Genomic DNA, 22,332 nt, shown 5'->3' on the forward strand with positions numbered 1-22,332 from the left:
CAATATCATTACATGGACAATTCTAGTGGAGTCGGTGTCATTGATAAAGCGGCCCAGGTGCTCGATGCCCTCGAGGCAGGACCCACCACGCTGGCGCAGCTCGTGGCCGCCACCGGCCTGGCCCGGCCCACTGTCCACCGCCTCGCCTTGGCGCTGGTGCACCACCGGCTGGTGAGCCGTGACATCCAGGGCCGGTTCGTCCTTGGCAGCCGGCTCGTTGAGCTCGCTTCCGCCGCCGGCGAGGACCGCCTGATCGCCTCGGCCGGCCCCGTGCTGATGCAATTGCGCGACGCCACTGGAGAAAGCGCCCAGATCTTCCGGCGGCAGGGCGACTGGCGCGTGTGCGTCGCCTCCGCGGAACGCCCCATCGGCCTGCGCGACACCATCCCGGTAGGCACCCAGCTGTCGATGAAAGCCGGTTCCGCCGCCCAGGTCCTGCTGGCGTGGGAAGACCACGACCGGCTCCTGGAGGGCCTCCAGTCGGCCCGCTTCACACCCACCGTGCTGGCAGGAGTACGACGACGGGGCTGGGGGCAGAGCCTGGGCGAACGCGAGCCTGGGGTTGCGTCAGTCTCGGCACCTGTGCGGGGACCGTCCGGCAGGGTGATCGCCGCCGTCTCCATTTCGGGCCCGATCGAACGGCTGACCCGCCAGCCGGGACGCCTTCACGCTGAAGTGGTCTGCAACGCTGGACGCATCCTGACCGAGGCGTTGCGAAAGAACAACGACTAGGACCTTCCCGTCCCCCAGGCGTCCACGCCGCTAGGCTGTGCCCATGGGCAGCTATGCAGTGTTCCTCCGTGGGATCAACGTTGGCGGAATCAATATCAAGATGGCGGACCTCAGGGACGCACTGAAGAACTGTGGTTTCACCGACGCAAAGACCCTTCTGGCGAGCGGCAACGTGGTGCTGTCCAGCAGCCTGGACGCCGCAGCCGTGAAGCGCGAGTGCGAAAAGTGCCTCCGCGCGGCCTTTGGCTACGAAGCGTGGGTGGTGGTCCTGGACGCCGGGAGGGTGGCTGAACTCGTGGACGCCTGCCCCTATCCCGAGGACGACAAGGCCACCCATACCTACATCACCATTTCTTCGGACCCTGCCGTACTGGACGAACTGGAGGCGGCCGGCTCAGCCCTGGAAAGCCAGGACCAGCAGCGGCTTGCGCCGGAGGCGCTTGCCTGGCTGGCCCCTGTGGGCGGGACCCTGGACAGCCCCTTCAGCAAGATCAGCGCCAAGGCGAAATTCAAGGCCGCAACCACCACCCGGAACCTGCGCACCCTGATCAAGGTCCGTGACGCCGCACGGGCCCTTTCAGCAGGGTAACCAGGAGCCCTTAAGCCTGCCGGGCTTCCTTCAATGCCTTGTTGAAGGAAGCCAGCCGGCCGATCTCCGCCTCCACCGACTCCACCACCAGCTCCTGTGCCGCCGCGGCAACGGCACTGTTGAGCCGTCGTCGTGCCCTGGCAGCCCTGGCCCGGGCAGCTCCCGCTGCAATGAAACGCCCGGTGACGGCAAGGAAGATTCCCAACACCACGCCGAAGGCGATCATCAGGGTGGGTATCGGCCAGCCCTCCACGCGCGGCACCTCCGGCACCGGCAGCTGGAGGTAGGCAAGCCCGGCCAGGACTCCCAGCCAGCCCAGGCCGCCCAACGCGGTCAGGAGCGCCAACCACTGCACCACGTTGAACGCACCCCACCACCACGCCTTGCGGTTGGCACCAAGGTCGGTCCCGGCGATGGCCTGGTCCAGCGCATCGGGCAGGCGCTCCCGGCCGGTCCTGGCAGCCCCCCGGATCGCTGCCCGCCACGGGCCAGGTGCTCCGGCGCCGGCCGAGTCCGCGAACTCCCTGACCGCCGCATCGGTGCGGGCCCGCTCCGGCGCTCCGGCCGGCGGCAACGACGTCCGGTTCAGGCCGGCGGGAGCACTGCTGCGGAGGTTGAGGCGCCGCAGCGGGTCAACGCGGAACCGGGAGAGCCAGCGGGTTACCGGCCAACCGGTACGTCGCACGGATTCGAGGCGGTAGGACTGCCCTACGGCGCGCACCACGGCAGGCACGTTTGCTGCGATGGCCAGTTCGTCAGCGAGCTGCGTCTTGGCAGCAGAACGGATCCCTGCAGCGTCACCGTCACCGGAAGCACGCCGCAGGTCCTCCGCCGCTTTGGTGACATCGGCCTCCAGCCGCCGGGACTGGGCCTGCCGCTGTACGGCCACCTTTCGGATCGCTGCACGCACCTCCGCGATCCCTGCCCCCGTCAGGGCGGATGAGGCGAGTACCCGCACCTGTCCCAGCCCTTCACCGGCAAGGATCGCGTGGAGCGAGTCAAGCACCGGCTGCAGATCATGCGCGGGCAGCCGGTCCACCTGGTTCAGGACCACAAGCGTGACGGCCCCGTGGGACGCCAGCGGTGCAAGGAATCCGTTATGGACGGCCGCGTCGGCGTACTTCTGCGGATCGAGGACCCAGACCAGGACGTCCACCATGCCCACCATGCGCTCCACAATTTCGCGGTTGGCGGCACGGGTGGAGTCGAAGTCAGGGAGATCCAACAGGATCAAACCGGTCCGTTCGTCGGCGAAGCCCTCCACGGGCGCGGCGTGGTGCCGGTTCCCCACCTCCAGCCAATCGAGGAGCGCCTCGGAGCCTGCCGCTCCCCAGACACCTGCCAACGGTTCCGAGGTGGTGGGACGGCGCGCGGCGGCCGTCGCGATTTCCGCGCCGCTGACGGCGTTGAAAAGTGACGACTTGCCGCTTCCCGTTGCCCCGAAGAAACCCACCACTGTGTGGTCACCGGACAGGGAGCGGCGGGAACTTGCCCGCTCCAGGACCTCGAATGCTTCCTGCAGCGCCTGGTCCGGCAGCACCCCCTCCCCCAGTTCGCGGGCGTCCTGGAGGGCCTGGAGCCGGGCGTCCAGCCGCGAGGACTCCCGCGCACGGCCGTGGCGGCTCACGCGCGCTCCGCCAGCCGCGCCAGCTCTCCGGCCTGCGCGGCAAGCGCCTGCGCCTGGGCGGGGTTGTCCGCCGGCAACCGCTGCAGGAACCTCTGCTGTTCATCCATCAGCAGTTGCTGGCAGCGGGCGGCCAGGTCCTCACGGGCTTTGTCGGCCATCCGGCGCACGGCATCCTCACCAAACACTGCCTCCAGCAGGCGCTGGCCCACGACGGCGGTGCCACCGGCCACGCCGATCTCCAGTCCCGTAAGTCCCGCCGTCATGGAAAACACCACGATCATCAGCGCGGCGCCGAGGCCATTGATGCCGAACGACAGCCAGCGCGCCTGGGTACGCCTGCCCTGGCCTTCGGTGCGGATCAGCTCCATCAAGGCTTCCTGCCAGGCCCGGATCTCGGCAGCCGCCCGGTCGGGGAAGCCTGGCCCTGTGCCGGACAGGTTGTCCGGCCCCAGTAGCTGCCGGCCCGCCGGGTCCGAGCGCCACCGCTGATCGGTGTCTTCGGCGGCGTTGGCTGCCTCGTCGACGATGACTGCCTGCAGGCCGGTCTCGATGGCCGCTTCCACCCGCACCGCCGGGGCCGGTTCACCACGGAAGAACGCACCCACACGGTCCCTGAAGCGTCCCACGTTCTGCTCAAGCGTGCGGAAAAATTCGCCGGTGCCCACGAAGTCCTGCCAGCGGGCCAGTACCTCGCCCCTCAGCAGGGCTCCGTCGCGGGTGGCGTCGAGGATCCGGGTGGCCGCGTTTTCGTAAGCCGCCACGGCGTCGGATTCGAGCCGGGCGGCGGCCCGTTCCTGTTCACGCAGCGATTCGGCGAGGTCCGTGATCCGCTGGGCCAGTGCGCGGACTGTTCCGTTCAGGGTTCGGCGGGCTACGTCGCTGCGGCCCGCGGCATCAGAAGCCAGCGACGCCAGCCACTCCCGCAACTCATCCACGGCGCCCGCGGGCAGCATGCCGTGAGGATCCAGGACTGTTTCGGCGATGATGAACAGGCGGCTTCCGGCCAGGCCTTCGCGGTCCAGCAGGCCCCGGAGGTCCTGGCTCACCTCCGTTTCGGCTCCTTGCGGCACCCGGTCCAGCACCACCGCAACGGTGATGTCCCGGGACGCGGCGTCCAGGAGGAGCTTCCAGGGGACGGCGTCGGCATACCGGTTTGCCGTGGTGACGAAGACCCAGAGGTCGGCGGCGGCCAGCAGCTGTCCGGCGAGCAGGCGGTTCTGGTCCGAGATGGAGTCGACGTCGGGAGCGTCGAGGAGGGCGATGCCGGCAGGTACTGCCGGATCGGCCAGCAGGACCAGCGAATCGATGGCAGCAGCCGGCTCCCCTTGGTGGCCCGTGGGAACCGGACTGGCGGCCAGGGTTCCCCGGATGCGGCTTAGCCCCGGCAGGACGCGCTGGCCTTCGAACCAGGCAGCTTCAGCGGGATTGTGCAGCAGGATGGGCTGGCGGGTGGTGGGGCGGATCGCGCCGGCGCGGGTTACGGGATGCCCCACGAGGCCGTTCACGAGGGTGGATTTGCCCGCGCCCGTGGAACCGCCGACGACGGCAAGCAAGGGGGCGTCCAGGCTGCGGTACCGCGGAAGGATGTAGTCGTCCAACTGGGCTCTCGCGGCTGCGGTGTCACGGCGCGCCTGGTCTGCGCCCGGCAGGGCCAGCGGGAGCGTGACATCATCCAGCCCGCTGCGGATTTCCTCCAGCAACGTCACCGCCGCCATGGAGGGCGATGGCGGCTGGGACGGGCGGCCCTGCTCGTTGTGGGAGGTCACAGCAACATCATGCCAGTTCAGTGTGGGTCGCGAGCCGTCACGGCGCGTCGGTCCAGCAGGATACTCCCCCGCTGAAGGACAACTCCCCGCGGAACGATAAGGGGTTCTGTCCGTTTGGCGGGGAAGGTCCAGGACGCTCAGACTGCAAACAAAAATGGCCCCGGGCTGATGCCCGGGACCATTTTCCATGGTGACCCCAGCGGGATTCGAACCCGCGTTACCGCCGTGAGAGGGCAGCGTACTAGGCCGCTATACGATGGGGCCGCGTACTTCCGGCAGCGTTTCCGCTGCTCAAGCTCAGTGAGTATTTCACACACTTTGCCGTGGTTTCAAATCGGCGAACCGAATGGAAACCTCCTGTTTTGGCGCTGAAATCAGCAGTCAAACCAGAGCTGGGATACCAGGACTCGAACCTAGAATGACGGTACCAGAAACCGTAGTGTTGCCAATTACACCATATCCCAATGGCACTTTCGGGCCGGTTTTCAGGGCGTTTTCCCTGCTCCGTGCGCCTCAGCACGAGAAATTACTTTACCCGAGACTTCCGGCTCGCACAAATCGAGAGCTGCCCGGGCTCGTGACCACTCCGTGGACCGATCAGACGAAACCCTTGCCCACCCTCCGGTCCTGTGGTTACCCTCGAGTAAGTTACCGATCAGTAACAAAATCCCTGCCCCGCATGTTGGGTCACCCACGAGGAAAACGGGAACGCCTTACAAGCCACGGTTTTCGCCCCCGGGCAGCGTCGTCCGGCGGAAAGTTAGGAAGTGTCAGCGTTGACAACCCGCACAGCAACCATTGCCGCAGCAAAGCCCAGACCCAGGTCTCAGTCCATCGCGATCATCGCGTTGTCGCTGTTGCTCGTCCTTTTCCTTGCGTTCTACACCTACCTCACCGGCCAGATTTCCAATGGTGCCGCCCAGCTGATGGACGGCGCCGAGCAGGCCGCAGCGGGAGCGTCCCAGCTCAAGGACGGCTCAGGCCAGCTGGCCGCAGGGGCCGGCGCTGCGAATAAGGGCGCCGTCCAGTTGAAGGACGGATCGGTCAAAGTCAAGGACGGAAGCACTGAACTGAATATCGGCGCTGCTGCCCTGCAGGCGGGCGCGGGAAAGATCTTTTCCGGAGTCCGCGACCAGCTCGCACCTGGGGTGGATAAGCTGCATGCCGGCACCACGAAGCTGCAAAACGATGTCCTGCACAAACTTGTTCCGGGTGTCTACCAGGTGGATGACGGTGCCCGGAAGCTCCAGGCAGGCGCCGTGGCCCTTTCAGCGGCACTTACTCCCACGGCCGCCGGAAACGCGCCGAACAACCTTGCGGACGGCGCGGGGCAGCTGGCGGCGGGCACGGGCCGGCTCGCGGGCGGCGCCGGCCAGCTCGATGCAGGTGCCACCAGCATGAGCGCGGGGACTGCTGCGTTGAAGAACGGAACAGCCCAGTTGAAGGGTTACCCCGGCGCGGGCAACGACCCCACCAAGGGCGACGGGCTCGCCGCGCTCAGCCAGGGGCTGGACCAGCTTGAAGCGGCGGCAAACGGGCCCCAGGGCCTGGTGCCCCTTGCAGTGATCAAGGACCAGATTGCCAAGCTGGCCGACGGCGGCCGCCGTGCCTATGCGGGAGCAGGCCAGCTTGATGCGGGGGCAGCAAAGCTTAATGACGGTGCAGGGCAGCTAAAGGCCGGAACCGGCAGCCTGGCCGCCGGGGCAGGCCAGTTGAACGACGGCGCGGGCCGGTTGAAGGCTGGCTTCGCCACTCTGGCGGAAAAGCTCAATGCAACTGACCCGCAAAACCCTGGCGTGGTACTGGGCACGTCCATGCTGGCGGAGGGCACGGCGAAGATCAGGGTGGGAATGGACGGTGTCCCCGGCAACCCGGACAGCCCGGGCCTGATTTACGCGGCGAACAACCTGCAGGACGGCACCACGAAACTCAGCGCGGGGATCAACGGCGGCGGCGACCCGGAGAACCCGGGCCTGCTGGCCGGAACCGAGGCGCTGTCGGACGGCACCGTTGCGCTGAGCCGCGGTACAGGGCAGCTGCAGGCGGGGTCAGCCCAGCTCGCTGACGGAACCGGGCAGCTGGCCGACGGCAACGGCAAGCTTGATGACGGCTCGGGCAAACTGGCGGATGGCGCGGGCAAGCTGGCCGACGGCAACTCGAGGATCGCGGCCGGCACGCAGGAGCTGCACTCCAAGGTGGCCGCCGTCTCGCCGTCGTCGTGGCTGGACAACCCGGCAGTCGCGCTGCTGCTCGTGGCACTGCTGGTGGCTGCCGCCGCCGGGGCGTATCTGGTCCTTCGCAGGCGTTCCCTGCGGGCCGCCGCAGCGGCCTGACAGCGGACCCCGTCGTCACCCCGCAATGACCGCGGTCCTGAAGCAGTGCCGCGGTCATTGCACGCCAGGGCTACTGCAGCAGCTGGTCCAGTGACGCGACCATGCCGCCGTCGAAATCCTCAACAACCTCGCCCACACGGTTGAGCCACACGCCCACCAGGCCCGCCGCCGTCGAGCCTTCCGCATCAAGCAGCCGGTTGTCGCCCACATACAGCGTTTCGGCAGGGGCTGTGCCCAGGAGCCTGACACCTTCAAGGTAGATGGCTGCATCCGGCTTGGCGACGCCCAGCGTGTCTGTGCCCACCAGGTGGGTGATCCGCTCCAGCCCGGCGCCGTCCAGCTTGGCGCGCTGGTAATCGTGGACGTTGTTGCTCACGGCTCCGTAAGGGATGCCCGCACCGTCCAAAACGTCCAGCAGTGGCAGCACATCGGGAAACGGCTTGACGTAGGCAGGTTGTTTTTCCATGTAGGCGTTCAGCCACCGGTGCGATTCCTCGCCGTCGGCAAGTTCCACGCCGAAGTGCCCCAGGGCGGCCCGCCCCCGGAGCAGGCGCTGCTCGTTGAACGTGAGTTCGCCGGCAAGGTAGCGGTCGTAGTAATGCGTCGTTTCGTGCGTGAAGATGCGCCCGAACCGCTCCCACCCGGACTGGTCCAGGCCGGGCAGGAGGTGTTCGCTGACTTCGCGCAGGGCGGTGGTCATTGAATATTCGAGGTCCACCAGGGTGTCGTCAATGTCGAACAGGACGCCCCGGACGACGCCGAAAGCTGTCTTCAGTACGCCGGCGGGTGCATGGCTCGGGGCGGCCATCAGCCGCGGAAGGCTTGGAGCCGGCGCAGGGACGACTCTTTGCCCAGGATCACCATGGACTCAAACAGCGGCGGCGACACGCGGCGGCCGGAGACCGCGGTGCGGACCGGGCCGAAGGCAAGGCGCGGCTTGATGCCCATGTCCTCCACGAGGGCCTGCTTGAGGGCAGCCTGGATGTTCTCCGCCGTCCAGTCCTCCACCGGTTCCAGGGCGGCGATCGCGGCGTCCAGCACCTCGGCGAGGTTGGCGGGAAGGCCCTTGCGGGCGTCATCGGCAACATCGACGGCGTCGTCCGCCTTGAACAGGAAAGCCAGCATCTCCGGTGCTTCCCCCAGCAGCGTGATGCGCTCCTGGATCAGGGGTGCCGCCTCGGTGAGGATCTCCTCCCCGCGGTCGGTGAGGATCTCCCCCACCAGGCCGGCTTCGCGCAGGTAGTGTGCCACCCGGTCCCGGAAGTCCTTGGGTTCAAGCATCCGGACGTGCGTGCCGTTGATGGCTTCGGCCTTCTTCAGGTCAAAGCGGGCAGGATTGCCCAGGACGTCATGGATGTCGAAGTGCTCAACGAGCTGCTCCACCGTGAAGATGTCCTCGTCCGCGCTGAGGGACCAGCCCAACAGGGACAGGTAGTTCAGCAGCCCTTCCGGAATGAAGCCCCTCTCGCGGTGCAGGAACAGGCTGGACTCGGGGTCGCGCTTGGAGAGCTTCTTGTTGCCCTGGCCCATGACGTAGGGCAGGTGTCCGAATTCCGGCATGTACTCCGCAACACCGATGGCGTACAGCGCGCGGTACAAGGCAACCTGACGGGGCGTGGAGCTGAGGAGGTCCTCGCCGCGGAGCACGTGCGTGATGCCCATCAATGCGTCATCCACGGGATTGACCAGGGTATACAGCGGTGCACCGTTGGCACGGACCACGGCGAAGTCGGGCACAGATCCGGCCTTGAAAGTGATATCGCCCCGGACCAGGTCGGTGAAGGTGATGTCCTCGTCCGGCATCCGCAGGCGGAGCACAGCCTGGCGGCCCTCCGCCCGGTACTGCCCCAGCTGCTCCTCCGTCAGGTGGCGGTCAAAGCCGTCGTAGCCAAGCTTGGGATCGCGGCCGGCTGCACGGTGGCGTGCCTCGATCTCTTCCGGGGTGGAGAAGGACTCATAGATGAACCCGCCCTCGTGCAGCCGCTTGATGACGTCCTGGTAGATGTCGCCGCGCTGGGACTGCCGGTACGGCTCATGCGGGCCGCCCACCTCCACGCCCTCGTCCCAGTCGATGCCCAGCCACTTCAGCGCGTCCAGCAGCTGGTGGTAGCTTTCCTCGCTGTCACGGGCGGCATCAGTGTCCTCGATCCGGAAGACCAGCGTGCCCTTGGTGTGGCGCGCGTAGGCCCAGTTGAACAGGGCCGTCCGGACCAGTCCCACGTGCGGGGTGCCCGTGGGCGAGGGGCAGAAACGGACCCGTACGGGCGTTTCGGCGGTGACGGGGGGAATGGAGGCGGCAGGTGACGAAGAAGCGATACTCATAGTGGCTTCAACTTTACCCGCCCGCCCGGGTGCGGCCTCCCGCCCTGCGGGACAGTGCTAGCGGCGGACGATGGGGTTGGACAGCCGCCCGATGCCCTCGATTTCCACCTCGAAGCGGTCCCCCTCCGTGACCAGTCCCACGCCGGCAGGCGTACCGGTCATGATGACGTCGCCGGGCAGCAGGGTGAACGCCTGGGACACCACGGACACCAGTTCGCGCACGCCGCGGATCATCTGGCTGGTGCTGCCGTCCTGGCGCACCTCGCCGTTGAGCCGGCCCGTGATCTGCAGGTCTTCCGTGTCCAGGTCGGTTTCGATCCAGGGCCCCAGCGGCGCGGAGGTGTCGAAGCCCTTGGCGCGGGTCCACTGCAGGTCGGTCTTCTGGACATCGCGGGCCGTGAGGTCGTTCCCGCAGGTATACCCGAAAATGACGTCGTCCACGCGCTCTTCCGGCACGTCCTTGCAGATGCGGCCGATGACCACGCACAGCTCGGCTTCGAAAGAGACCTCCTCGGAGAATTCCGGCAGTACCACGGGGTCATTGGGGCCCACGACGGCGGTGTTGGGCTTCAGGAACAGCAGCGGCTGGGCGGGCACCTCGTTGCCCAGTTCCTTGGCGTGCTCCACGAAGTTCCGGCCGACACCGATGACCTTGCTCCGGGGAATGATCGGCGCCAACAGCCGGACGTCCTCCAGCTTGTGGCGCACCGAGGTGCGCTCCACTCCGTTAAAGAAGGGGTCGCCGTGGATGACAGTGATTTCCTCACTGCCTGGCTCACCTTCCACAACGCCGTACAGGGGATCAGAATCGACGACAAACCTGGCAATACGCATGGCTCCTACCCTACCGTTCCCGCCGTCGCCGCTTGTCCGCCGCCATCGCCGCGCAGGTAGGAAAGCTGCGCCGCGACCGACAGTTCGGCAGCGCGCCGGACGGAAGGGCCGACGTCGGCATAGACGGCGTCAGCCACCTCCACTACTGACGCGTCCCGGCCCAGCCGGTCCAGCACGGCTCGGATCTGCGCCAGCCGTTCCTCCCGGTGCGCCCGGTAATCCCGTGCGACGGCCGCAAGGGACGGCAGCACCGGGCCGTGGGCCGGCAGGACCGTGGCAGGACCCAGGGCCTCCAGCCGGTCCAGCGATGCGAGGTAACCGCCCAGCGTCCCGTCCGGATAGTCCAGCACGGTGGTCCCCCGGCCAAGGATGGTGTCTCCCGTCAGCACCGATCCGTTCGGCCCATCCGCCGGCAGATGGAAGCAGACGGAGTCGGAGGTGTGCCCCGGCGCGGCCACCACTGTAATCTCAAGCCCTGCCGCCCGGATAACTTCCCCGTGGGCCAGGGGCTCTCCCCCGCCGTGGCAGTGGTTCGGATCGGCCGCACGGACCGGCGCGCCCGTCAGGTCATGCAGGCGTGCTGAACCGGCGGTGTGGTCCGCGTGGCGGTGGGTCACCAGGATCAGTTCGACGGCGCCTGCCCGCGCCAGCGCGGTGAGGTGGCGTTCATCCAAGGGGCCCGGGTCCACCACAACCGCCGCAGATTGCCCCGGGGCGCGCAGGACATAGGAGTTGGTGCCGTCCAGGCTCATGGGGCCCGGATTGGGGGCAAGGATGAACGTGGTCAGCTGTGAGCTGCGCTGCAGTGCGGAGCCGGAATCTGAAGTCACCCACCCATCCTTGCATCCGCGGCTGCCCCTCCCCAGCCGGCCCCGGCACTGGGCGGCCTCCACGGCCTGGCGGAATAGAACAACGCAGGCCGGGGGTTGGCAAGGAGTAACAACCCCACGATCTCCACCAGGAAGCCGGACACCGCCCATGAGCACAGCATCACTCGCAGACCTTCTCGCCCAGGCTGACGCCGACGGCCACGACCACTCGGCCACCGAAAAAGCCACCGGCCTGCTGCACATCCACAACCATGCGACGGGCAGCATCATCTGGTTCCCCATGTGGAAGAAGTTCCGCGAAACCGCTGACTGGACGGCCGCCGTCGGCAGTATCAGCGCCGAACTGGAGGCTGCCCCCGCCCCTGCGGACCAGGCCGGCGCCGCGCTGGTGGCGTCGGACCTGGAAGCACTGCTGGAACAGGCCGCCCGCTCCGGCGACGCCAACGTCTTCGTGCAGGAGAACCTGGCCCGCCACCTGACGCGGACCTGGGCAGTTGGCGATGCCGTCGCGCAGGCCAACGGGAAGGACCTGTTCGTCGCCGGCCCCACCCCCTCCGTCTTCGCCGGCTACCCCTATGACGTCTACGCGCAGGACGGCGGCGTCTTTGCCACCACCCTCTGGAACGACATCATCGACGCCCGCCGCAACCGGGCCCTGGCGGAGGAAGCGGCCCGCAAGGCACTCAAGCCGGTCTCCCGCAAAGCCATGAAGAACGCGGCCCGGAAGGCAGCACGCCGCTGACCAACCCGCGGTCGGTTGGAACGCAGAACGGCGCCTGCCGGACCAAAGTCCGGCAGGCGCCGTCGTGCGTTGAAGCCTGAAACTATGCCAGGCGGGTCAGCCAGCCGTGGGTGTCCGGCTCGGCGCCCGTCTGGATGCCCAGGAGCCTTTCACGGATGGCCATGGTGACCTCGCCGGCCTTGGCGTCCTCGGAACCGATGAACTCGGTGGCGTCCTTCAGGACCCCGATGGGGGTGATGACGGCTGCTGTGCCGCAGGCGAACACCTCGGTGATCTCGCCGGAGGCCACACCGTCGCGCCATTCATCAAGGGTGATCTTGCGCTCGGCCACCTCGCGGCCCATGTCCTTGGCCACCTGGATCACGGACATCCGGGTGACGCCTTCCAGGATGGTGCCGGTCAGCGCAGGCGTGGCCAGCGAGCCGTCCTTCATGACGAAGAAGACGTTCATGCCGCCCAGCTCTTCCACGGCGTTGTCATTGGCCTGGTCCAGGAACAGTACCTGCTTGCATCCGTTGGCCTCCGCCTCCTGCTGGGCGATCAGCGAGGCTGCGTAGTTGCCGCCGCACTTGGCGTCGCCGGTGCCGCCGCGGCCGGCCCGGGCGTACTGGCGCGAGATCCAGATGGAGACGGGCTTGAGCTCGCCGCCGAAGTAGTTGCCGGCGGGCGAAGCAATCACGCGGAAGGAGACTTCACGGGCGGCACGGACCCCCAGGAAGGCCTCGGTGGCGATCATGAAGGGCCGAAGGTAGAGAGCCTCGCCGTCACCGGAGGGCACCCATTCCTTGTCCACGGCCACCAGTTCGCGGATGGCGCTGAGGAAGTATTCGGCCGGCAGTTCGGGCAGGGCAAGCCGGCGGGCGGACTTGTTCAGCCGCGCGGCATTGGCTTCGGGGCGGAAGGTCCAGACGGAGCCGTCCGCGTGCCGGTAGGCCTTGAGCCCTTCGAAGATTTCCTGCCCGTAGTGGAATACAGCTGCGGAAGGATCGAGCACGATCGGACCGTAGGGTTCGATCCGGGCGTCGTGCCAGCCGCCGTTGCCGTCCGCGTCCACGCTGTAGTCGACGATGGCGGTGTGGTCGGTGAAGTAGTTGCCGAATCCCGGGTTTGCCAGGATGGCTGCACGCTCTTCGGCGGACTTCGGGTTCTCCGAGGGCTGCCGGGTGAATTCGACGCCATGGGCGGTCTGAGTCATGGTTCCTCCACGATCGGCCGCCCCGGGGTTCAGCGCTGAACGGGAGGGCGGCATTTGGTGATTCGAGTAAAGCTTACGCCCGATGCCGGCGGCCCCGGCCCGGGCTACAGGCCGGCGGCGATGGCGTCACCCACGGCGCTGGTGCTGCGGGCGCTGCCGTCGCGCTTTTCGACGTCGGCAACCACTGCGGCTTCGATCCGGCGGGCGGCTTGGGTGTAGCCCAGGTGGTCCAGCAGGAGGGCCGCGGAGAGGATGGCCGCGGTGGGGTCTGCCTTGCCCTGGCCGGCGATGTCCGGCGCGGACCCGTGGACCGGCTCGAACATCGACGGCGCGGTGCGGTCCATGTTGATGTTGCCGGAAGCTGCCAGGCCGATGCCGCCGGTAATGGCCGCGGCGAGGTCGGTGAGGATGTCGCCGAACAGGTTGTCGGTGACGATGACGTCGAAACGGGACGGGTCCGTGACCATGAAAATGGTGGCGGCGTCCACGTGCAGGTAGTCATGGGTGACCTCGGGGAATTCCTGGGCCACGGCTTCGACGGTGCGCTTCCACAGGTGCCCGGCATAGACCAGGACGTTGTGCTTGTGGACCAGGGTGACGTGCTTGCGCTCGCGCAGGCTGGCGCGGCGGAACGCGTCCCGGACCACGCGCTCCACGCCGTGGGCGGTGTTCAGGGACACTTCGGTGGCAACCTCATGCGGGGTTCCCGCCCGCAGCGTGCCGCCGTTCCCCACGTACGGGCCTTCGGTTCCTTCGCGGACCACAATGAAGTCGATGGTGCCGGGGTTGGCCAGCGGGCTGCCGACGGTTCCGTAGAGCCGGGAGGGCCGCAGGTTGACGTAGTGGTCCAGGCTGAAGCGGAGCTTAAGGAGCATCTCGCGTTCGATGATGCCGGACGGGATGCGGGTGTCGCCGGGTGCTGCGCCCACAGCGCCGAACAGGATGGCATCGCGGGTCCGCAGGTCAGCGAGGACCTCGTCCGGCAGCGTCTCTCCGGTGGCAAGCCAGTGCTCGGCACCGAGCTTGTAATGGGTCTGGTTGAGCTCCACGCCCTCTGCCGCCACAGCCTTTTCCAGCACTTTGACTGCCTCGGCAATGACTTCGGGGCCAATGCCGTCACCGGGGATTACTGCGAGGTTGATGGAGGATGCGCTCATGTTTTCAGGGTAGCCAAGATATCCATATGGTGGTCAAAACGTCTCAGCTTTTGGACATAAGCGCATCCGCGCATCAAGGGCGGGCGGCGGCGCTACTCGGCGGGTTCCTCGAACTTGGGGAAAACAGGAGTGGGCGCGGGAAGTGCGGTGGCCGGCACGATCGGCGTCGCGGTCGCGGCGAACTGCCGGGCGTCGCCCTCGGGCTGGCCGAGCGCGTCCAGGAGCTTGGCCGATGCGCCGGGCATGACAGGCTGGGCCAGGATGGCCACGATCCGCAGGACCTCGAGCGTCACGTAGAGCACGGTGTTCATGCGTTCAACGTCGGTCTTCCGCAACACCCAGGGCGCCTGCTCGGCGAAGTAGGCGTTGGTGTGGTGCAGCACGCCCCAGATGGCCTCCAGGGCGCGGCTGAACTCCTGCTTTTCGAAGGCGGCGCGGGCGGTCTCCAGCAAACCGTTCGCCTGGGCGAGGATGGCGTCGTCTTCGGCCGTGAAGGCCCCGGGGGTGGGCACCGCGGCGTCACAGTTCTTCGCCACCATGGACAGGGAGCGCTGGGCCAGGTTGCCGAAGTTGTTCGCGAGGTCCGCGTTCATCCGGCCCACGATGGCCTCGTGGTTGTAGCTGCCGTCCGCGCCGAAGGGAACTTCGCGCAGGAAGAAGAACCGCACCTGGTCCAGGCCGTAGCGGGCAACGAAGTCCGCCGGCGCCACCACGTTGCCCAGGGACTTGGACATCTTGACCCCGTTGTTGTGCAGGAAGCCGTGGATCATGACGCGCTTTGGCAGTTCCAGCCCGGCGCTCATCAGGAAGGCGGGCCAGTAAATGGCGTGGAACCGGGAGATGTCCTTGCCGATGATGTGGACGTCGGCGGGCCAGTACTTCCGGAACTTCTCTGAGTTCTCGTCCGGGTAGCCGACGCCGGTGAGGTAATTGGTCAGCGCGTCCACCCAGACGTACATGACGTGCTTGTCATTGCCCGGGACGGGAACGCCCCAGTCGAAGGTGGTGCGGCTGATGGACAGGTCCTCCAGGCCGCGCTTGACGAAGCTGATGACCTCGTTGAAGCGGTACTGCGGGGCACCGAACTCGGGGTGGGCTTCGTAGAGGGCCAGCAGCTTGTCCTGGTAGGCGGAGAGCCGGAAGAAGTAGCTCTCCTCCGCTGTCCACGTCACCTCGGTGTCCGTCTCTTTCGAGTAGCGCACGCCGTCGTCCTTCACCACCGTCTCGTCCTCGGCGTAGAAGGCCTCGTCCCTGACCGAGTACCAGCCCTCGTACTTGTCGAGGTAGATGTCGCCGTTGGCCTCCATCTTTTTCCAGATGGCCTGCGAAGCCGCGTAATGGTCGGCGTCCGTGGTGCGGATGAACCGGTCGTAGCTGATGGCCAAAGCGGAGTGCGCCGCCTTGTAGACCTCAACGTTCCGGTCCACCAGTTCCTTGGGCGTGATGCCTTCCTTCTCCGCGGTCTGGGCAATCTTCATGCCGTGCTCGTCGGTGCCGGTCAGGAACATCACGTCATAGCCGTCAAGCCGCTTGAAGCGCGCCATGGCGTCGGTCGCTATGTACTCGTAGGCGTGGCCGATGTGCGGCACGCCGTTGGGGTAGGTGATGGCCGTGGTGATGTAGAACGGCGTTTTCTCTGAAGCAGTCACGGTGCGGACGGTTACCTTCGGTGCGGAGGAGTGGGCTAAATCAGTTCTGTCAGGGTATCGCTGAGCCGGACCAGTTCGTGGTCGTGCGAGGCCACCAGCACGGCGATGCCGTCGGAGGTGGTGTCCTTCAGGATGCTGATGATGCGGTTTGCGGAGGCGCGGTCCAGGGAGGCGGTGGGCTCATCCACCACCAGCACCCTGGTGCCCAGGATCAGCGCGCGGGCGATGGCCACGCGCTGCCGTTCACCTCCGGACAGCTGGGCGGGGCGGTGCCGCATGCGGCGGCCCAGGCCCACCAGGTCCAGCAGGTCCTTGGCCATGTCCCGCCGCTGCTCCACTTCGCCGTCCGGAACGGCGGGCAGGAGGACGTTCTCCAGGGCGCTCATGCCGTCGATCAGGGCACCGCCCTGGTCCACGTAACCGATCAGGGCACGACGGCGGTCGGCGATTTCGTCGTCACCCATGCTTTCGAGGGAATCGCCTTCCCAGAACACGCGGCCCGACGTCGGCAGGGTAAGTCCGGCGCCGACGGTCAGGATGCTGGTCTTGCCGGAGCCGCTTCGGCCGGCGACGCAGTGCATCTCGCCGGCGTGCAGGGTCAGGTCGAATCCTTCCACCACGCTCACGGCCTCGGCGCCGCCCTTTCCGCCGCCGTAGCGGATGGTGATGTCGCGCATTTCCAGCGGGGTGGCGTGGTCAGCCGACTTGACGATGGTGCTGGCCCGGGTCTGCAGGGGGACCTCGTTGGAGCCGCTCCTGCGGCTGCGCTGGACGTTCGTCGGGTTTGTCATTGGACCACTTTCGTTGCAATCGGTATCCAGCAAATTACAGCCACCAGCCCGGCCACCGCAGCCCAGATGGCTGCATAGGGGGCCAGCAGCAGGCCGATGCCCAGGGCGCCCAGCACGCCCAGCGGCAGGGCCACGGTTCCCACCAGTGCGTTTTCGAACAGCCGGACCTGGCCGAGCATGTCCGGGTTCCAGCCCATGGCTTGGAGGATGCCAAGGTACTGCCGCTTGGCGTTGAGCTCGAAACGTCCCGTCACAAGGGTCAGCACCAGCCCCACGGCCACGCCCGCAAGCGCCAGCAGGATGCTGGGCAGCGTCACGCTGGCTGCGGCCAGGCCGCTCAGGGCGCTTGCGCCGGCTGCGCGCGGAATGTCGATCAGCAGGGCGATCAGGCCGCCAACGGCGGCACCGAAGACACCGACAGCGACGGCCAGCGACAAGGTGTTGAACTTGTTCGTGCTCAGCTGCCGGTTGGCGAAGGTCAACGGCGAATCGACCGGGATGAGCCGTTCGTCGTGCTGCGGCTCCTGGTCAATCACGTCGCGGTGCCGGAGCTGCCGGGCGGCAAACAGTGCAGCCCCGCAATACAGCACCAGGACGGCGACGCACACCAGCGCTGTGGCAGGGCTCCAGCTCAGCAGGCTCAGCACGATGCCTGCCACTGCAAGCAGCACGGCCCCGACGCCGAATTCCTCCAGCACCCAGCTGCGGATTCGCCGCTGGGTCCAGCCCATTGCCCGGAGGGTTCCGGCCTCGCTGCGGCGTTTGCGGATGTAGCTCACGGTTGATGCGCCGGTCAGGAGGGCAGCTCCGCACAGCGTCAGGAAAAGCAGGGTGATGTTGGTTCCGGAAAGCGCTCCGGCCACGGCTTCGGCGGCATTCTGCCGGACCCAGGACTGCTGCACCGTACCGAGCGCCGATTCCTTGCCGGCTCCGTCCTTGGAGTAGCCGGGAACAAAGATGCTGGTGTCCTCACGGGCCGAACCGGCCACCACAGTGGCGTCCAGGCCCATGGCCCGGATCTCCGTGGCGAGCTTCTCCACCTCGGGCTGGGCGTCCTTCCAGCTGCCCGGCGCCTTGGCGCGGACGCGGACGGCGTCGATAACGGAGGCGTTCTGCTTGTAGCCGCGGGCGGCAGCGAGTCCGTAGTAGTCAGTGATGGCACCGGCGGACTGGCTGGCCAGTCCCGTGGCGCTGAGCGACGGCTTCAGGTCTGCGGCCGAGACGTCCTTGCCTGACGCGTCCTTGGTCAGGGTGAACGGCGTGGGGTCGTACCCGCCCAGCGGAAGCTTGTTGACGTCGCCGGAGGCTGCCTCCACTGCCGCGGGGTCGAACGTACCGTAGACCATGGGCAGCGGCGTGGCGGCCTGCTGCTGGCCGGTGGGCAGGTTGTCCCGGTACGACCGCTCGTCTACGGGGTTGCGCTGCGTCTGGTCGACGGGGGCGCCGTTGGCAGCCTTGTCCGGGAGCCGGTTGACGGTGACCCATTCGCCGGGCACGGCGGTCTTGTCCACGGCCCCGTTGGCGGCGGGGTCACCGTCCGTGTACTTGGGGGCGCCGGCGAAGTTGGTGCTCCACTTGGCGGGCGTGTAAAGGCCGGGGTTGAAGTTGCCGTTGCTGCCCAGCAGCGACGAGTGGTCGGTGGAGCCCGGCCAGGACAAAACGAAGGGGTCCTTGGAAACGAAGGGCAGGTAATCCTTGCCCAGGGACTTCGAAACGGTACCGACGTCCTTGACCACCTTGCCGGCGTCGTCAATTTCCTCGATCTTGACGTTGTACTTCAGGTCCAGCGACGTGCCGGAGCGGACGATCAGCGGAACTGCCTGCGAACCGCTGGTCAGCTGGCCGGTGCGCTTGGCCTGCTGGTACTGGGTCATCAAAGGGGCCCAGTACTTGAGCTTGACGCCCAGGAAGTCCGGCCCTTCCTTCAGCTGGTCCATGCTGATGCCGTTGGTGAAGAGACCTTCCAGGTAGCGGCCCACGGCGCCCGCGTCACGCGCATCAGCGGGCGGCGCCTTCTCCAAGGGAGCCAGGAAGTCGCCGGCCGAACCGAGCAGGGCCCGTTCGGCGGCAGGGTCGACTGCCACCACGGATTCGGTGACCTCAGGGGCGAGCGGCAGTGCCACGGAGAGGTTGAAGAGGTTGTGCTCGGAGCCTCCGGCGGGGGCGGGGAACTTGATGCCGGTCTCCCCTGCCGGCGGGGCGATGCGGATGCTGCTGCCGCCCTGTGCCTTCTCCTCCACGAGCCGGGCCTTGCCCAGCGTGCCCTCCGCCGTGGTCTTGAAGAGCGTTTGCTCGGAGTTTCCATCGGAGCTCACGGCGCTGGCGGTCAGGCGGTACTTCTTGGCAGCATCGGTCAGCACGGATTCAGCTGCAGGCCACTTGTCCGGGGCGGTGGCGCCGGCGGCCTGGTCCGCCGTGGCGGTGCCGGCCAGTCCGGCGTTGTAGCCGAGGTAGTCCATGGCATCCAGGCGCGGCGTCTCCAGGTTCTGGGTGACCCGCGAGACCAGGCTGATGGGGGCGGCCACGGACGTGCCGGAGAGCTTCCGGATGGAGTCCAGCTGGTCGAACCCGATGCCGCCTGCGCCGTTGGCGATTTCGGGCTGCAGCAGGGCCCCGGAGGGCGCTTTGGCCTGGACCAGGATGTCGTAGAGCCCCCTCGAGTTCTCATCAACCGTCCGGTTGAGCGCAGCCTGTGACTGACTTTGGACGAGGACCGACAAGCACATGGCTGCGATCAAGATGGCCGCGGTCAACAGCAGCACTCTGCTTCTGATGAACCTCTGGACGGCGTTCATGGAACTCCCTGAAACCTGGATTGCGTGCGCGCACATCCAACCGCCGGCAGACGTGGGCAATGGCGGACGGATGTGCAAAAGGTATTGGCCGGTCTGCCGGCTGTGGTCCTGAATCAGGACCTAGCCATTGTAAGCAGACCGGCCAATCATACGTGGCTCCGAGGGGACGGACCCCTGCGGAGGAGCGGCTTTCGGCGTTTCGGCCGGTGTGTCGCGCTAGTCTTCCAGGTCCACTTCCCGGACCATCTCGGCGCCGATGCCGGCCTTGATGGCGTCCAGCACCTGCTGGGGAACGGAGCTGTCGATGGTCAGCAGGGCCAGGACCTGGCCACCCTCGTTGGAGCGGGCCACCTGCATGCCGGCGATGTTGATGTTGTTCATGCCCAGGATGTGGCCGATGGTTCCAATGACGCCGGGACGGTCAGTGTAGGCGACCACCACCAGGTGCTCGCTGATGGGGATCTCAACCTCGAAGCCGTTGATGCCCACGAGCTTCTCGATCTGCTTGGGGCCGGTCAGGGTGCCTGCCACGGAGATCTGGCTGCCGTCGCTGAGGGCGCCGCGCAGGGTCAGGACGTTGCGGTAGGACTCGGTCTCGGGAGTGGTGATGAGGCGGACGTTGATGCCGCGCTGTTCGGCGATGACCGGGGCGTTGACGTAGGAGACCTGCTCGGTCACGACGTCGGCGAAGATGCCCTTCAGTGCCGCAAGCTCCAGGACCTTGACGTCGAGGGAGGAGATTTCGCCGGCCACTTCGACGTCGAACTGGGTCAGGGATGCGTGGGTCAGCGCGGTAAAGATGCGGCCCAGCTTTTCGATCAGCGGGATGCCCGGACGGACGTCGGGGGCAATCACGCCGCCGGCGACGTTGACGGCATCCGGGACCAGCTCTCCCGCGAGGGCAAGGCGGACGGACTTGGCCACGGAGACGCCGGCCTTTTCCTGGGCTTCGTCCGTGGAGGCGCCAAGGTGGGGGGTGACCACCACGTTGTCGAGCTTGAAGAACGGCAGGTCGGTGCTGGGTTCCTTGGCGAAGACGTCCACGCCGGCGCCGGCGATTTCGCCGTCCTGGAGGGCGGTGAAGAGGGCTTCCTCGTCCACGAGGCCGCCGCGGGCCACGTTGACCACGTAGGCGGTGGACTTCATCTTCTTGAAGGCATCAGCGCCGAGCATGCCGACCGTCTCGGGCGTCTTCGGCATGTGGATGGTGATGAAGTCGGACTGGGCCAGGAGCTCGTCCAAGGTGACCAGCTGCACGCCGAGCTGCGCTGCGCGGGCCGAGGTGATGTAGGGATCGTAGGCCAGGATCTTGGTGTCGAAGCCCTTGAGGCGGGCTGCCACCAGGGCGCCGATGCGGCCCAGGCCAATGATGCCGATCTTTTTTTCGAACAGTTCGATGCCGGTGTACTTGGAGCGCTTCCATTCGCCGTCCTTGAGGGCGGCGCTGGCCTGCGGGATGTGCCGGGCAAGGCTGAGGATGTGGCCCACGGTGAGTTCCGCGGCGGACACGATGTTGGACGTGGGGGCGTTGACCACCATCACGCCGGCCTGGGTGGCGGCCTTGATGTCCACGTTGTCCAGGCCCACGCCGGCGCGGGCGATGACCTTCAGGTTCTTGGCCGCGGCGATTGCTTCTGCGTCCACCTGGGTGGCGGAACGGACCAGGATGGCGTCTACGTCGCTGATCGCCGAGAGCAGCTGGGAACGGTCGGCGCCGTCGGTCTGTCGGATTTCAAAGTCCGGGCCAAGGGCCTCGACGGTGGCGGGGGAAAGTTCTTCGGCGAGCAGTACTACGGGTTTTGACACGGCTGATCCTCTGCGTTGCAGTCCTGGGGATGGAACAAGTCTAGGCCGACGGAAAGGCCGGGCTCACATTGTTAAGTGTGAACCCGGCCTCACCATTGGGGTCTATGCGGTTGCGCGGGCAGCCTTAGCGGGCTGCGGAGCCTTCCACGTAGTCAGCATCCTGCTGCTGCCAGGAGAACAGGGCGCGCAGTTCGCGGCCGACTTCCTCGATGGGGTGCTGCTCGGCCTTGGCGCGGAGCTCCTTGAACTCGACGCCGCCGTTGTCCTGATCCTCGATGAAGCGCTTGGCGAAGGCACCGGACTGGATGTCGGCCAGGACGGCCTTCATGTTTTCCTTGACCTCGGGGGTGATGACGCGCGGGCCGGACACGTAGTCGCCGTATTCTGCGGTGTCGGAGACGCTCCAGCGCTGCTTGGCGATGCCACCTTCCCACATGAGGTCGACGATGAGCTTGAGCTCATGCAGCACCTCGAAGTAGGCGATCTGCGGCTGGTAGCCGGCTTCGGTCAGGGTTTCGAAGCCGTACTGGATGAGCTGGGACACGCCGCCGCAGAGGACTGACTGCTCGCCGAAGAGGTCAGTTTCGGTCTCTTCGGTGAAGGTGGTCTTGATGACGCCGGCGCGGGTGCCGCCGATGGCCTTGGCGTAGGACTTGGCCAGCTCCCAGGCGTTGCCTGTTGCGTCCTGTTCCACGGCGATGATGTCCGGGATGCCGCGGCCGGCTTCGAACTCGCGGCGCACGGTGTGGCCCGGAGCCTTCGGGGCAACCAGGATGACGTCAACGCCCTCCGGTGCCTGGATGTAGCCGAAGCGGATGTTGAAGCCGTGCGCGAAGGCGAGGGCCTTGCCGGGGGTCAGCTTGTCCTTGATGGACTCGTTGTAGATCGCGCGCTGGTGCTGGTCCGGCGCCAGGATCATGATGACGTCAGCCCATTCGGCAGCGTCGGCAACGTTCTTGACCGTGAAGCCGGCGTCCTCAGCCTTGGCGATCGACTTCGAGCCTTCCTTCAGCGCGATGACAACCTCGACGCCGGAATCGCGCAGGTTCTGCGCGTGGGCGTGGCCCTGCGAGCCGTAGCCAACAATGGCAACTTTGCGGCCCTGGATGATGGACAGGTCGGCGTCGTCGTCGTAGAACATTTCAGTCACTTGCGTAACTCCTC

The 22,332-nt window shown here is 66.9% G+C and carries 17 protein-coding genes and 2 tRNA genes; 4 read left to right on the top strand and 15 right to left on the bottom strand.

The window, feature by feature from the left end; genetic code table 11:
• The first annotated feature begins 12 nt into the window (after nt 1-12).
• The gene (locus ACR65J_RS12345) at nt 13-732 is read left to right on the top strand and encodes an IclR family transcriptional regulator (protein WP_009356552.1); all 720 of its coding nucleotides are present in this window, start codon (nt 13-15) and stop codon (nt 730-732) included.
• 43 nt (nt 733-775) lie between these two features.
• Nucleotides 776-1,321 (top strand): DUF1697 domain-containing protein, encoded by a 546-nt coding sequence (locus ACR65J_RS12350; RefSeq protein ID WP_440169235.1) that lies wholly within the window; start codon nt 776-778, stop codon nt 1,319-1,321.
• 10 nt (nt 1,322-1,331) lie between these two features.
• Here the strand turns inward: ACR65J_RS12350 and ACR65J_RS12355 are convergent, their stop codons facing one another.
• The 4 genes from ACR65J_RS12355 to ACR65J_RS12370 form a co-directional block, all read right to left on the bottom strand.
• Complete coding sequence (locus ACR65J_RS12355) at nt 1,332-2,948, bottom strand: GTPase (RefSeq protein ID WP_440169237.1); 1,617 nt, start codon at nt 2,946-2,948, stop codon at nt 1,332-1,334.
• Nucleotides 2,945-4,714: a dynamin family protein gene (locus ACR65J_RS12360; RefSeq protein ID WP_440169240.1), complete on the bottom strand. Its 1,770-nt coding sequence runs from the start codon at nt 4,712-4,714 to the stop codon at nt 2,945-2,947. The genes ACR65J_RS12355 and ACR65J_RS12360 overlap by 4 nt, the downstream gene beginning before the upstream one ends.
• Nucleotides 4,715-4,902: 188 nt before the next feature.
• A tRNA-Glu gene (locus ACR65J_RS12365) sits at nt 4,903-4,978 on the bottom strand.
• A 128-nt stretch (nt 4,979-5,106) separates the two neighbouring features.
• A tRNA-Gln gene (locus tag ACR65J_RS12370) sits at nt 5,107-5,178 on the bottom strand.
• Between the two features lie 303 nt (nt 5,179-5,481).
• Here ACR65J_RS12370 and ACR65J_RS12375 point away from each other — a divergent pair.
• Entirely contained in the window at nt 5,482-7,047 is a 1,566-nt protein-coding gene (locus ACR65J_RS12375) for a hypothetical protein (RefSeq protein ID WP_440169242.1), read from the top strand.
• Between the two features lie 70 nt (nt 7,048-7,117).
• Here ACR65J_RS12375 and ACR65J_RS12380 read toward each other — a convergent pair whose 3' ends face one another.
• The 4 genes from ACR65J_RS12380 to ACR65J_RS12395 are packed head-to-tail and all read right to left on the bottom strand — an operon-like array spanning nt 7,118 to nt 11,033.
• On the bottom strand, nt 7,118-7,855 hold the full coding sequence (locus ACR65J_RS12380; protein ID WP_440169244.1) for an HAD family hydrolase: 738 nt from the start codon (nt 7,853-7,855) through the stop codon (nt 7,118-7,120).
• Entirely contained in the window at nt 7,855-9,369 is a 1,515-nt protein-coding gene (gene gltX, locus ACR65J_RS12385; RefSeq protein ID WP_440169247.1) for a glutamate--tRNA ligase, read from the bottom strand. Before gltX ends, ACR65J_RS12380 begins: the two co-directional genes overlap by 1 nt.
• 57 nt (nt 9,370-9,426) lie before the next feature.
• Nucleotides 9,427-10,203 carry a fumarylacetoacetate hydrolase family protein gene (locus ACR65J_RS12390; RefSeq protein WP_440169250.1) on the bottom strand — a complete coding sequence of 259 codons (777 nt, stop codon included), beginning with the start codon at nt 10,201-10,203 and terminating at the stop codon, nt 9,427-9,429.
• A 5-nt stretch (nt 10,204-10,208) separates the two neighbouring features.
• Nucleotides 10,209-11,033, bottom strand: a complete 825-nt coding sequence (locus ACR65J_RS12395) for an MBL fold metallo-hydrolase (protein ID WP_440169253.1) — start codon at nt 11,031-11,033, stop codon at nt 10,209-10,211.
• 148 nt (nt 11,034-11,181) lie between these two features.
• Between ACR65J_RS12395 and ACR65J_RS12400 the strand changes: the two genes are divergently transcribed.
• The gene (locus ACR65J_RS12400; RefSeq protein WP_440169256.1) at nt 11,182-11,775 is read left to right on the top strand and encodes a hypothetical protein; all 594 of its coding nucleotides are present in this window, start codon (nt 11,182-11,184) and stop codon (nt 11,773-11,775) included.
• Nucleotides 11,776-11,857: 82 nt separating this feature from the next.
• On the opposite strand, the gene ACR65J_RS12405 is transcribed toward ACR65J_RS12400, so the two are convergent.
• The 7 genes from ACR65J_RS12405 to ilvC form a co-directional block, all read right to left on the bottom strand.
• On the bottom strand, nt 11,858-12,970 hold the full coding sequence (locus tag ACR65J_RS12405) for a branched-chain amino acid aminotransferase (protein ID WP_440169258.1): 1,113 nt from the start codon (nt 12,968-12,970) through the stop codon (nt 11,858-11,860).
• 104 nt (nt 12,971-13,074) lie between these two features.
• Nucleotides 13,075-14,127, bottom strand: a complete 1,053-nt coding sequence (locus ACR65J_RS12410; RefSeq protein WP_440169260.1) for a 3-isopropylmalate dehydrogenase — start codon at nt 14,125-14,127, stop codon at nt 13,075-13,077.
• A 92-nt stretch (nt 14,128-14,219) separates the two neighbouring features.
• Complete coding sequence (gene metG / locus ACR65J_RS12415) at nt 14,220-15,776, bottom strand: methionine--tRNA ligase (RefSeq protein ID WP_440169263.1); 1,557 nt, start codon at nt 15,774-15,776, stop codon at nt 14,220-14,222.
• A 35-nt stretch (nt 15,777-15,811) separates the two neighbouring features.
• Nucleotides 15,812-16,567, bottom strand: a complete 756-nt coding sequence (locus ACR65J_RS12420) for an ABC transporter ATP-binding protein (RefSeq protein ID WP_387556566.1) — start codon at nt 16,565-16,567, stop codon at nt 15,812-15,814.
• The gene (locus ACR65J_RS12425; protein WP_440169267.1) at nt 16,564-19,362 is read right to left on the bottom strand and encodes an FtsX-like permease family protein; all 2,799 of its coding nucleotides are present in this window, start codon (nt 19,360-19,362) and stop codon (nt 16,564-16,566) included. Before ACR65J_RS12425 ends, ACR65J_RS12420 begins: the two co-directional genes overlap by 4 nt.
• A gap of 216 nt (nt 19,363-19,578) precedes the next feature.
• Nucleotides 19,579-21,168 (bottom strand): phosphoglycerate dehydrogenase, encoded by a 1,590-nt coding sequence (gene serA / locus ACR65J_RS12430; RefSeq protein ID WP_018768338.1) that lies wholly within the window; start codon nt 21,166-21,168, stop codon nt 19,579-19,581.
• Nucleotides 21,169-21,292: 124 nt separating this feature from the next.
• Nucleotides 21,293-22,318 carry a ketol-acid reductoisomerase gene (gene ilvC, locus ACR65J_RS12435; RefSeq protein WP_440169270.1) on the bottom strand — a complete coding sequence of 342 codons (1,026 nt, stop codon included), beginning with the start codon at nt 22,316-22,318 and terminating at the stop codon, nt 21,293-21,295.
• Nucleotides 22,319-22,332: the final 14 nt, after the last annotated feature.

Source organism: Arthrobacter sp. SAFR-044, assembly GCF_059414985.1.